The sequence below is a fragment of the Streptomyces sp. NPDC058308 genome (assembly GCF_042880275.1).
GTDB lineage: Bacteria > Actinomycetota > Actinomycetes > Streptomycetales > Streptomycetaceae > Streptomyces.
This window is the reverse complement of sequence record NZ_JBHVZA010000001.1, coordinates 407,644-420,025: the sequence shown is the minus strand read 5'-3', so window position 1 is coordinate 420,025 and position 12,382 is coordinate 407,644. Positions and strand designations below refer to the sequence as shown.

Genomic DNA, 12,382 nt, shown 5'->3' with positions numbered 1-12,382 from the left:
GCGGGGGAGGGGCGGTCGGAGTGGGGCGTCGTGAGAAGCCGTTGGAGCCGGCCACGGGCCCCGTGCAGCGCCTCGCGCACCGGCTCCGCAAGCTCCGCGTCGAAGCGGGCAGTCCGACGTATCGGGTGATGGCGCAGCGCGTCCCGTACTCGGCTCCCACGCTCTCCGCGGCGGCCGCGGGAGAGCGGCTGCCGACGCTGCCCGTGCTGCTCGCCTACGTCGCCGCGTGCGAGGGGGACCCGGCCCAGTGGGAGCGGTACTGGTACGAGACGGTGGCCGAGGACGCCGGACGTGGCACGGACAAAGGGGAGTCGCCCTACCCCGGCCTTGCCCGGTTCGGCACCGACGACCAGGAGCGTTTCTTCGGCCGTGACGATCTCGTGGACGAGCTGGTGGGACTCACGGCCCGACGGCGCCTGGTGGCGGTGATCGGCGCGTCGGGCAGCGGCAAGTCGTCCCTGCTGCGGGCCGGACTTGTACCTGCGCTGCGGCAGTCGGCCGGACCCGCGCGTCCGGCGGCGATCCGCATCCTGACCCCCGGGGAACGGCCGGCCCGCACCCACCACCACCTCTTCACTCCGGCCGACGGCGACGGCGACACGCTGCTGGTGGTCGACCAGTTCGAGGAGGTCTTCTCGCTCTGTCACGACCCGGCCGAACGGGACGCGTTCCTGCACCGGCTGCTGACCGCGCGCGACGCCGCCACCCGGCTGCGTGTGATCCTCGCCGTGCGCGCGGACTTCTACGGCCTGTGCGCCGAACACGGGCCGCTCGCCGACGCGTTGGGCGACGCCAACTTACTGGTCGGCCCGATGTCGCCGAGCCGCTTGCGCGAGGCCATCGTCCGGCCCGCCTCGGCCGAACGGCTCGTCGTGGAACGCGCCTTGACCGCCCGGATCGTCGCCGACGTGGCGGACGAGCCGGGCGGCCTGCCGCTGATGGCCCACGCGCTGCGCGAAGTCTGGCGTCGGCGCAGCGGCAGGACGCTGACCGAGGCGGCGTACGAGGCGATCGGAGGGGTGCGTGGTGCCGTCGCGCACACCGCCGAGGACGTCTACGGGCGCTTGAGTGCGACAGAGGCATCGAAGGCGCGCACACTGCTGTTGCGGATGGTGGCGCCGGGCGACGGCACGCAGGACACCCGGTGCCCCGTCGACCGCGCCGAACTGCCGCCCGGCTGCGACGACGTCCTGGAACGGCTGGTCACGGCCCGCCTCCTGACCGTGGACGGCACGTCCGTCGACCTCGCGCACGAGGCGCTGATCGGCGCCTGGCCGCGGTTACGGGCCTGGATCGAGGAGGACAGGGAGCGGCTGCGCCTGCACCGGGCCCTGGCCGAAGCCGCCCGTGCCTGGGAGGAGTTGGACCGGGATTCCGGAGCCCTGTACCGAGGGGAGAGGCTCAGGGCGACGAGGGAGGCGTTCGAGGGCAGCAGGGGTGTGGATCAACTCACCGTACGTGAGGGTGAGTTCCTGCGTGCCGGGATCGCCGCACAGGAACAGGGCGTACGGGCACGCACGCGAGCCACCCGCCGCACCCGCGTACTCCTCGCCGCGCTCGCCGTGGTCCTCTGTCTCGCGACGGTCGCGGGCGCGGTCGCCTGGCAGCAGAACCGGAACGGACATCGGCAGAGCGCCGAGGCGCAGGCCCGCCGGATCGCCGGTGTCGCCACGACGCTGCGGACCTCCGACCCGGTCACCTCGATGCGGCTGAGCGTGGCCGCCTGGCGGCTCGCGGATCTCCCGGAGACCCGGGAGGCGGTGCGCAGCGCCGCCGCACAGCGGGAGCGGGACGCCTTCTTCGGGGACGGCGGGGCTGCCCCGCCCGCGACGACGCGGTTCCTGAGCGCGGACGGCCGCACGCTGACCAGTTCCACCGGGCGGCGGGTGACGCGCTGGGAGCTGGACGACCGACGGCGGATCAGTACGTACGACAGGCCGGGCTCCTTCGACGCCTCCGGTTACGACGCGGACGTCAGCGCGGACGGGCGGCTGATCGCACGGGCGACCCGGCGCGGGTTCCAGATCTGGGACCTGCGGAGCGCACGTGCGGTGGGGCGGCCGTTGGCAGGCGGCACAGACATGGGAACGGCCGGCAGGTTCGCGCCCAGCGGGCGGATGTTCATCGTCCAGCACGAGGCCCGGGGCGACGTCGAGGTGTGGGACGTGCGGCGGCACAAGGTCGTCACGAGAGTCCGTGGCGCGGACGCGAGCAGTGCGCCGTTCTCCGTCATGAGCCCCGACGACCGGCTCCTCGCTGTCTGTTCGGGGGACAAGGGGCCTCTGACCGTACGGGAGGTGGGTACGGGGCGCGATCTGCCCAGGACGTGGCCGCGCGCGCTCGACCGCGCGTTCTGCGAGGCCCAGGAGGCGGTCTTCGCACCGGACGGGCGCGCGCTGGTCGTCCCAGCGGAAGGGGCCGTGCGGACCTGGGACGTGCGGACCGGGGACGAGCGGCCGAGGCTCAAGCTGCCCGGCGCGTACGAACCGGGCGTGGACCTCAGCGCCGACGGCACCCTGGCGGTCGCTCTGGGGAGCCGCGAGGTGGTCCTGTGGCGCACCGCCGATCCGGGGGCTCCGCTGCTGCGGCACCCGGTGAGCGAGCTCACGGCGAACGGGGTCCGTCTTGACGAGGCGGCCGGAGTGGTCCGCGTGCAGGTGAGCACCAGGGTGGTCCGGACCCTCGACGTCCGTGACGCCCTGTCAGGGCCGCGCGGGACGCGGTCGCCCGACATCGAGAAGGCCCGCTTCAGTCCGGACGGCCGCACGCTGCTCACCGTGGAACGCCAGGGCGAGGAAGGGGTGTTCCGGCTGCGCGACGGCCGTGACGGCACGGTCCTGCGCACGCTGCCCGGCCGGAAGTGTGCGGACTGCGGCGACCCGGCCCTGGCGTTCTCCCCGGACAGCGGGGCTCTCGCGTACGGCGTCGACAGGCCGAAGGGCACGATGATCCGGCGCTGGGACCTGCGGCACGGCAAGGAGGAGGCGCCCCCGACGGATGTGGCGTCGAGGGTGGACGGTCTCGTGCTGCCCGGGGGTAGCGGCCCGCCCGTCACGGTGGGCTCGCCGCCGACCGATATGCAGGAGCTCGACGACTTGAAGGCCGACGTCTGGCGGCTCGGCGGGCAGAGCGATGGACAGGCCGACACACACCTGCTCCACAGCAAGCGTCCCAGCACCGGTGCCTTGGTCCTCGCACCCGACGGTCGTGAACTCCTCTCCCTGGACGGCCGGATGACCGATATCGGGACCGGGCGTACGAGGCCCGTCCTGCGCGGTGAGGACACGCTGTGGTCCGGCACGTTCAGTCCCGACGGCCGCTTCCTCGCCGTCGCCGACGACAACGGCAGGCTCACCCTGTGGGACGGCCGGGCCACTCGCGCCCTCGCCGTTCTGGCGGAGGACGGGCCGATGGAGGACGGGTCGACGGGGGGGCGGGCCCGCGGGGGTCCTCGCCTTCTCCAGCGACGGCAGCTACTTCGCCGCGAGCGATGCCGACGGCTCCGTGCGGGTGTGGGAGACGGACACTCCACGGCTCGGCGGCGCCCGGTACGCGGGGACGGGTGGTCCCGTTCTCGCCCTCGGCTTCACCGGCGACGCGTTGCGCGTCATGACCTCGCGCGGCGCGGTCCGCCGCATTTCCGTCGCAGCGGGGCGCGCGGCGGACAGCGTGTGTGAGCGGGCGCGCGGCGGACTGACCCGAAAGGAATGGCGGACGTACCTGCCGGACTCCCCCTACCGGCAGACCTGTTGACAATGCCCGAGGGCCCCGGCGCGGTCGGAGGAGACGAACTCCTGGCCGTCGCGCCGGGGCCCTCGGGGTGTGCGTGGGGCGGGTGGGGGCTCAGACCACGTCGAACGTCGCCGGGTCCGGGCCGATCCGGCGGTCCTCGTTCAGGGCCGAGATCGCCGCCATGTCCTCGGGGTCGAGCTCGAAGCCGAAGACGTCGATGTTCTCCTTGATCCGCGACGGGGTCACGGACTTGGGGATCACCACGTTGCCCAGCTGGATGTGCCAGCGCAGCACGACCTGCGCGGGCGAACGCCCGTGCTTCTGCGCGATGGCGATGATCGCCGGGACCTCGAGGAGGCCCTTGCCCGAGCCGAGCGGCGACCACGCCTCGGTGGCGATGCCCTGCTCGGCGTGGAGCTCGCGCGAGGCGCGCTGCTGCAGGTGCGGGTGGAGCTCGATCTGGTTGACGGCGGGGACGACCGACGTCTCGCCGAGCAGCCGCTCCAGGTGCTCGGGCAGGAAGTTCGAGACGCCGATGGACTTGGCGCGGCCGTCGGCGTGGATCTTCTCGAAGGCCTTGTACGAGTCGACGTAGCTGTCCTTGGACGGCAGCGGCCAGTGGATGAGGTACAGGTCCACGTAGTCGAGGCCGAGCTTGTCCAGGGAGGTGTCGAAGGCGCGCAGAGTCGCGTCGTAACCCTGGTCGCTGTTCCAGAGCTTCGTCGTGACGAACAGGTCCTCGCGGGCCACGCCGGAGGCCGCGATGGCCTTGCCCGTGCCTTCTTCGTTGCCGTAGATGGCCGCGGTGTCGATGCTGCGGTACCCGGCCTCCAGGGCCAGCGCGACGGCCTTCTCGGCCTCGTCGTCCGGAACCTGCCACACGCCGAAGCCGAGCTGGGGCATCTCGACGCCGTTGTTCAGGATGATCGGGGGAACCTTGCTCACGAGCTTTCGATCCTTAAGTCGGTCGGTTGGTGTTCCCATGGTCAACGATCAGCGGCCGTGCTGCATTCCTGACCGCCGATCGACCACCGAGCGGCCACGAATCAGCCGCGAATCAGCCGCGAAACCGCCCCGGGTCGGCCGCGAATCCGTGGGCGCGGGATCGATCCGGACCATTGACGGTGGTCCGTCATGCCGCGACTCTATTACACGTTACTGAACGCGGGACGCCTATGTGAACGCTACGGGCACACGGGCTTCCCCGCGCCCCAGTGATGGGTTCCTGAAACCCCACTTCTTCAGGAAGGCCGCGCCATGCACAGCAACGAGCAGGAGAAGCCCGCCCCCAAGCCGGCGCCCCGCGCCGACACCACCGGCTGGCAGACCCCCGAGTACGCGATCGTCGACACGGCCCTTGAGGTCACCGCCCACCTCCTCGCCGACCGGTAGACCCGCCGCCGTGCTGTTGCAGGTGCTCGGCGCCGCGGCGGGCGGTGGGCTGCCCCAGTGGAACTAGGTTGAGCCGCGGCAAGGGCTAACGCGTCCCGGCGGCCGCGCCCAGATAGGCGTCCCGCACCTTTGGATCCGCGCGCACCTCGGCCGCCGTGCCGTGCGCGAGGACCCGGCCCAGGTCGAGGACGACGACGCGGGCGCAGAGCTCCATCACGAAGGCGACGTTGTGCTCGACGAGCAGCACGGCGCAGCCCTCCTCGTCCGCGAGATGCCGGACGACGGCCGACAGCTGACGCCGCTCGTCGGCCGTCATCCCCGAAGCGGGCTCGTCCAGGAGCAGCACCCTGGGCGGGTCCGCGACCGCGCGCGCCAGCTCCACCATGCGGGCCTGTCCCACCGGCAGCGCGCCCGCGTACTGTCCGGCGAGCGCGTCGAGGCCGCACGCGCGCAGCACCTCCGCGGCCCGCTCGCGCCGGGCGGCCTCGCGCGTACGCCGGGTCGGCGCGGCCAGCAGATCCGCGGCGAACCCGCCGCCCCCGCCCCGCCACTCCTGCGCCACGAGGAGATTGTCGGCGACGGTGAGCTGCCCGAAGAGCTGCTGCCGCTGGAAGGTGCGGCGCATGCCGTGGCGGGCCCGCCACACGGGGGAGCGGCGTGTGACGTCGCGTCCGCCGACGAGGACCCGCCCGCGGTCGGGCCTACGGATGCCGGACACCACGTCGAACAGCGTCGTCTTCCCGGCGCCGTTGGGGCCGATGAGCCCGCAGACCTCGCCCGGACGGACGGCGAGGCCCACGCCGTCCAGGGCGCGGACGCCGCCGAAACGCACGCCGATGTCCTCGGTCCGCAGGGCATCCTCCCGCTCGCTCATGGCCGCGCCACACCCTTCGTCTCCCGTGGCCCGCCGGCCTGCCGCCCGTCGTCCGGTGCCATGCCCAGATACGCCTCGGTGAGACGGTCGGTCCGCACCTCGGAGCGCGGGCCGCACCAGGAGACGCGGCCCTGCGCCAGATACGCCACCGTGTCGGCGACCCCGAGGATCTCCGCGGCCTTCTCCTCGACGAGCAGCAACCCGGTGCCCGCGTCCCGGAGTTCGGTCAGGAGGCGGAACACGTCGTCGACCACGCGGGGCGCGAGGCCGAGGGACGGCTCGTCCGCGATCAGCACCTTCGGCGGGCGCTGCAGCAGCGGCGCGAGGGCGAGCAGCTGCTGCTCGCCGCCGGACAAGGACCCAGCGGGCACCCGGCGCCGGGCGGCAAGGCCCGGGAACCGCTCGTACACGGCGTCGCGCGCGTCCCGTTCCCTGAGGTACACGGCGAGGTTCTCCTCGATGGTGAGTGCGGGGAAGATGCCGCGGCCCTCGGGGGCGAGGACGACACCGGCGCGGGCGCGGTGGACGGCGCCCCGACGGGTGGCATCGTGCCCGTCGACGTAGACCTGGCCCGAGAGGGGGCGGACCAGTCCCGCCGCGGCGAGGCACGTGGTGGACTTGCCCGCGCCGTTGGGGCCGAGCAGGGCGACGATCTCGCCGGGTCGGACGGTGAGGTCCACGCCGTGCAGGACGGGGGTGCCGTCGTATCCGGCACGGAGGTCGTGGAGGGCGAGGGCGGGCGGCTCGTGCCCCGGTCCGGCACCTGCCGGCCAGGAGGCCCGTACGGGAGCTCGCTCCTCGTTCGCCAAAGGGGCCGAAGCCGCACCGGCCGTGAGTGCCGCCGCCCTCTGTCGCCTCCTGCGGTGCATCCGTACCGGTAGCGCCGCGCAGTACCCGTCCGGGTCGTTGGCGAGCGCGAGGCCCGCGAGGCCGAAGAGGATCACCGGGAGGTGCACGGACTCCGTGACGTAGTCCGCGACGAGGTGCGGCACGATCGCGAAGACCAGCCCCGCCACCACGGCGAACTGCGCCCTGCGCACCCCCGCCGCGACCGCCACCGCCAGCCAGACCAGTCCGGTCATCGCGGTGAAGTCGGTGGCGGTGATACGGGTGTTGAAGGACGCGTACATCACACCGCCGAACCCGGCGAGCCCCGCCGACAGGGTGAACAGGAGCAGCTTCGTGCGCACCACGGACACCCCCGAGGCCATCGCCGCAGCGGGCGCGGACCGTACCGCCAGCATCGCGCGCCCCGACGCGGAGTTCCGCAGCGCGCCGAGCGCCGCGACGGCCGCCGTGCCGAGGACGATCATCGCGACGCCCATGGCGCGGTCGTCGGAGAGGTCGACGGGGCCGAAGACCGGGCGGGGGATCTCCCAGCCGGTGTCGCCGTTGCGCAACCACCCCATCTGGAAGAGGACTTGATCGGCGAGGAAGGCGAGCGCCAGGGTCGCGAGGGCCAGCGAGCGGCCGCCGAGCCGCAGCGCGGGCAGCGCCACGAGCGCGCCGAGAGCCGCCGCCGCGCAGGTGCCGGCAAGCGCCGCGGCGAGGAACGGCCAGCCGTGGCTCATCAGCAGCCCGGCGACGAGCGCGGCGCCCGTGACGAACGTGGCCTGCGCGAGCGACACCATCGCGCCGAGCCCCGTCACCACGGTGAAGGAGACGAACACCAGGGAGATCGTGAGCCCTTGGGCGATGATGCCGCTCCAGAAGGGGGTCGTCACCGTGTAGAGGGCGAGGGCCATGAGTACCGCGGCCGCCGCCCACGGTCCCCATCTGCGCGCCCACGACCGCCCCGCGAGGTAGTCGACGGGTGGCGTGTCGGCCGCCGCGGTGCCCGCGGTCCGCTGCCGTCGCGTGAGCAGGAGCAGCCCGGCGAACAGGATCAGGAAGGGCACGGCGGTACGGAAGCCGGTGATCTTCTCGGCGAAGTCGGCGTACCCGGCGACGAGGTTCTGCAGCACCCCGAGCCCGAGACCCCCGGCGAACGCCAGCGGGATCGACAGGAAGCGTCCGAGCACGGCGGCCGTCGCGGAGACGAAGAGGAACAGGGTGAAGTCGTGCGAGGAGAGGCCCAACAGGGGCGTGGCGAGGACACCCGCCAGGCCCGCGAGGGCGGACGACAGCATCCACGCCACCGACGAGAGCAGGTCCGCGCTGATGCCGCGCAGCTCCACGAGCGAGCGGTTGTCGACGGCGGCGCGGAGCCGCAGGCCGAGCGGCGTGTGGCGCATGAGGATCCACAGGCCGACCGCGACCACCGCGGTGGCCACCCACGTGATCAGCTGGTCGGAGTCGATGCCGACGCCGTCCGTCAGCTGCCAGCTCCTGGCCGGGCTCGGCCCGACGCCCGGCAGCCCGAACTGGTTCTCCGCCGGTTCGACGGAGGCGCCCGCGTCCTGAAGGAGCTCCACCACCCACAGGCCGAGCGCGGGCAGTGCGACGAGCAGCCCGATCGTGGCGACGATCTGCGCGCTCTCGCCGACCCGTGCCAGCTTGCGGAACATCAGCCGGTCCAGGCCCCAGCCGAGCGCCGGGGCGACCACGGCGACCAGGAGCAGCGCCGTCGGCACGGCGGGCCAGCCGAAGCCGGAGTGCAGTTCGTAGAAGGCGAGGGCGCAGAGGTAGGCGGTCGCGCCGTGCGCGAAGTTGAAGAGGCCCGACGCCGAGTAGGACAGGACGAGGCCCGTGGCGAGGAGGGCGTAGAGGGCTCCGGAGACGAGACCGCTCAGCACGAATCCCAGCAGGTCCGACATGGCGGGCCGCCCCTACTTGAAGGGGATCGGTTCGTAGCACTTGAAGGGCGAGGACACCGCGTACTTCCCGTCCCGCAGCTGGACCAGCGCGCCGCAGCCGAATGACTCCTTACGCCCGTCGGGCAGCCTGCGGTCCCCGACCATGGTGCCGGTGTCGGAGTAACCCTCGGCCGCCTTCTGGAAGGAGCCGACGGTGAGGTTCTTGCCCGCCTTCTCGGCGATGGCGAGGAAGAGGTCGGCGGACATGTAGCCGGTCATCATGTGCATGTTGAGCGGCACATCCCTGCCCGCCGTCTTCCTGATGTCCGCCTTGAATTGCCGCATGTCCGCGGTGTTCTGCTCGAACGGCTGGAACGACAGCAGGATGTGCACGCCGTCCAGGGCCTTCCTCGTCGCGCTCTTGGCGAGCAGGCCGGGGTCGTAGTCGGTGGGGTCGGTGAGCACGCCCTTGAAGCCGGCGCGCTTGACGGCGGTGAACAGGCCGATGTTGTAGGGGGTCTGCATGACGGAGACGACGGCGTCCGGCGCCTTCCCGCCGTCGGAGCGCAGGATCTCCTTCGTGTACGCCGACCAGTCGCTCGGCACCGAGGTGGCGGGCACCGTCGACTTGGCGTACGTCACCTCGTACCCCGCCGCCGCGAAGCTCTGCTTGTAGGTGCGGATGGCGAAGGTGCCCGCGTCGTTGTCGTTGGCGAGGATGGCCACCGACTTGCCCCGCGCCCTGTCGGTGACCTTCTTCAGGCCTTCGGGCCAGCTCTGCGTGATCGTGCCGCCGGGCATCGGCACCATGCAGCCGCCGAAGCCGTACATGTACGTCGGTCCGCAGAAGGGCGGGATGGTGCCCCAGCCGAAGGTGGGGACTCGCTGATTCTGCAGGAAGTCGGCGCCGGAGAAGGTGACCGAGCTCATCGGGGCGATCGCGAAGACCTTCTCCTGCTGGACGAGCTTGCGGGCCGCCGCGAGGTTCTTGCCGGGGTCCTGCCCGTCGTCCTCCGCGCCCAGATAGTCGATCTTCCGCCCGTGCACGCCGCCCTCGGCGTCGGCGCGGTCGAACCGGGCCCTGGCGCCGAGGTCGGTGTCCTTCTTGCTGTAGCCGCTGGCCGTCGTCATGGAGACGATCCCGCCGACCTTGATGGAGTCGTCGGTCACCCCGCGCGCTGAATGGCCGCTCTTCTCTGCGTCACCGCCGTCCGAACTGCCGCTGTCGGAGGCTGAGTTGCAGGACGTGGCGAGCAGCAGGGCCGCGGTGGCGGCGGTGATGGTGCGGATCGATCGCGACACGGTCGAGCCCCCTGAAGTCGAAGTGGGGCCGATTCTGTGCGCGACCTGATGAACCGTCAATAAGGGGCGCAGGGGGAATTGATGGGCCGTCAGAAAGTCTCGCCGGGGCGGAACTAGCTGCGGTACAGCGCCTCGACCTCCGCCGAGTACACCGTCTCGATCGCCTTCCGCTTCAGCTTCAGCGACGGCGTGAGCAGGCCGTGCTCCTCGGTGAACTGATGCGCCAGTATGCGGAACGTACGGATCGATTCCGCCTGGGAGACCAGGGTGTTGGCGGCGACGACGGCCCGGCGCACCTCGGTCTCCAGATCAGGGTCGCGCACCAGGTCGCCCGGCGTCATCGTGGGCTTGCGGCGCATGGTCAGCCAGTGCTCCACGGCCTCCGCGTCCAGGGTCACGAGCGCCGCGATGTAGGGGCGGTCGTTGCCCACGACGATGCACTGCGCCACCAGCGGATGGTCGCGCACCCGCTCCTCCAGCTGCGCCGGCGAGACGCTCTTGCCGCCGGACGTCACCAGGATCTCCTTCTTGCGCCCGGTGATCGTCAGATAGCCGTCCTCGTCGAGCGCCCCCAGGTCACCGGTGGCCAGCCAGCCGTCGTGCAGCGTCGCGTCGGTGGCCTTGGGGTCGTTGAGATAGCCCTGGAAGACGTTGCCGCCGCGCAGCCAGACCTCGCCGTCCTCCGCGATGTGCACGGTCATGCCGGGGATGGCCTGGCCGACCGTGCCGTAACGGGTGCGCTCGGGCGGGTTGGCGGTCGCGGCGGCCGTCGACTCCGTCAGGCCGTACCCCTCGTAGATCGTCACGCCCGCGCCCGCGAAGAACAGGCCGAGGCGGCGGTCCATCCCGGAGCCGCCGGACATCGCGTGCCGCACCCGGCCGCCCATCGCCTCGCGCACCTTGGAGTAGACGAGCTTCTCGAAGAGCTGGTGCTGCATGCGAAGGCCCGCCGCGGGTCCCGGGCCCGTCCCGAACGCCTTGGCCTCCAGCGCGTCGGCGTACCGCACCGCGCACTCGACGGCCTTGTCGAACGGGCCGCTCCTGCCGTCCTTCTCCGCCTTGCGCCGCGCCGCGTTGAAGACCTTCTCGAAGATGTACGGCACGGCGAGGATGAACGTGGGCCGGAAGGCGGCGAGGTCGGGCAGCAGCGCCGCCGCGTTGAGGTTCGGCTGGTGCCCCATCTTGACCCGGCCGCGCACCGCCGCGACCTGCACCATGCGGCCGAAGACGTGCGCCAGCGGCAGGAAGAGCAGCGTGGTGGCCTCGCTGTCCCGCTTGGAGTGGAAGACCGGTTCCCAGCGCGCGACCATCACGTCCGCCTCGAACATGAAGTTGGCGTGGGAGATCAGGCAGCCCTTGGGGCGGCCCGTGGTGCCGGACGTGTAGATGATCGTGGCGATCGAGTCGGGCGTGACCGCGCGGCGGTGGCGGTGCACCACCTCGTCGTCGATGTCCCGCCCCGCGGCGCCCAGTTCACCCACCGCGTCGGCGTCCAGCTGCCAGAGCTTGCGCAGCTGCGGCAGGCGGTCGATGACCGAGCCGATCGTCATGGCGTGGTCCTCGTGCTCGACCATCGCGGCCGACACCTGCGCGTCGTGGAGCATCCAGAAGACCTGATCGGCCGAGGACGTCGGGTAGACCGGCACGACCTGGGCGCCGATGCTCCAGAGCGCGAAGTCGAAGAGTGTCCACTCGTACCGGGTGCGGGACATGATGGCCACGCGGTCCCCGAACCGCACGCCCTGCGCGATCAAGCCCTTGGCCAGCGCGAGCACCTGGTCGCGGAACTCGGCGGAGGTGACGTCGCTCCAGTGCCCTTCGGTCTTGCGGCCGAACGCGATGCGCAGCGGGTCCTCGATGGCATGGTCGAACACGGCGTCGGCAAGGCCGCCCACCAGTGGCGCCGACGCCATCGGAGGATTCGTGAACTCGCGCAATGATGCTCCTTGTGGCACTCCGCACAGCGCCGTGACCGTACCCCACCCCGCGCGCCTTCGGGAGGGGGTCCAGGCGCGCTCGGTACGGACCATCGGCACAGGTCAGCCGGGGTAAATGCGGCCACAAGGGTAAGGGCGGGACAACTTACTTACGCTGGAGTAAGTTTCGGTGCCGTAATCTCCACCGAATCTGTACGCGGCGCACAGATGTCTCCCTGCCGGGCCGTGCCCCACGATGCCCACGCGTACCAAGATCATGCACGTACGTGCCCCGCCGGGCCACCCCCTCCCGCCTGGGAGTTCCCGGAACCCGGCGGGCGAGTGGGCGCGGCGTGCGTGCGGGCCCCGGCGCCGGGTGCGGACGGCGCCGGGGCGGGACAGGTGGGGAACTTGTACAGATTTCCTCCCCG

At 72.0% G+C, this 12,382-nt stretch carries 7 protein-coding genes; 2 read left to right on the top strand and 5 right to left on the bottom strand.

The genetic code is table 11. The features are described 5' to 3' along the window. Positions 1 to 20 precede the first annotated feature (20 nt). The gene (locus ACFVYL_RS01535) at positions 21 to 3,677 is read left to right on the top strand and encodes a hypothetical protein (RefSeq protein ID WP_389712248.1); all 3,657 of its coding nucleotides are present in this window, start codon (positions 21 to 23) and stop codon (positions 3,675 to 3,677) included. A gap of 166 nt (positions 3,678 to 3,843) precedes the next feature. Here the strand turns inward: ACFVYL_RS01535 and ACFVYL_RS01530 are convergent, their stop codons facing one another. Continuing rightward, a complete protein-coding gene (locus ACFVYL_RS01530) occupies positions 3,844 to 4,716 on the bottom strand; it encodes an aldo/keto reductase (RefSeq protein ID WP_389712247.1) in 873 nt (290 codons plus the stop codon). 273 nt (positions 4,717 to 4,989) lie between these two features. Between ACFVYL_RS01530 and pqqA the strand changes: the two genes are divergently transcribed. Next, positions 4,990 to 5,124 carry a pyrroloquinoline quinone precursor peptide PqqA gene (gene pqqA / locus ACFVYL_RS01525; protein WP_389712246.1) on the top strand — a complete coding sequence of 45 codons (135 nt, stop codon included), beginning with the start codon at positions 4,990 to 4,992 and terminating at the stop codon, positions 5,122 to 5,124. Positions 5,125 to 5,209: 85 nt separating this feature from the next. Here pqqA and ACFVYL_RS01520 read toward each other — a convergent pair whose 3' ends face one another. The 4 genes from ACFVYL_RS01520 to ACFVYL_RS01505 form a co-directional block, all read right to left on the bottom strand. Next, positions 5,210 to 5,998: an ABC transporter ATP-binding protein gene (locus ACFVYL_RS01520; protein ID WP_389712245.1), complete on the bottom strand. Its 789-nt coding sequence runs from the start codon at positions 5,996 to 5,998 to the stop codon at positions 5,210 to 5,212. Beyond that, complete coding sequence (locus ACFVYL_RS01515) at positions 5,995 to 8,754, bottom strand: ATP-binding cassette domain-containing protein (RefSeq protein WP_389712244.1); 2,760 nt, start codon at positions 8,752 to 8,754, stop codon at positions 5,995 to 5,997. The genes ACFVYL_RS01520 and ACFVYL_RS01515 overlap by 4 nt, the downstream gene beginning before the upstream one ends. 12 nt (positions 8,755 to 8,766) lie before the next feature. Continuing rightward, positions 8,767 to 10,035 (bottom strand): ABC transporter substrate-binding protein, encoded by a 1,269-nt coding sequence (locus ACFVYL_RS01510; protein WP_389712243.1) that lies wholly within the window; start codon positions 10,033 to 10,035, stop codon positions 8,767 to 8,769. Between the two features lie 113 nt (positions 10,036 to 10,148). Continuing rightward, a complete protein-coding gene (locus ACFVYL_RS01505; protein ID WP_389712242.1) occupies positions 10,149 to 11,972 on the bottom strand; it encodes an AMP-dependent synthetase/ligase in 1,824 nt (607 codons plus the stop codon). Positions 11,973 to 12,382: the final 410 nt, after the last annotated feature.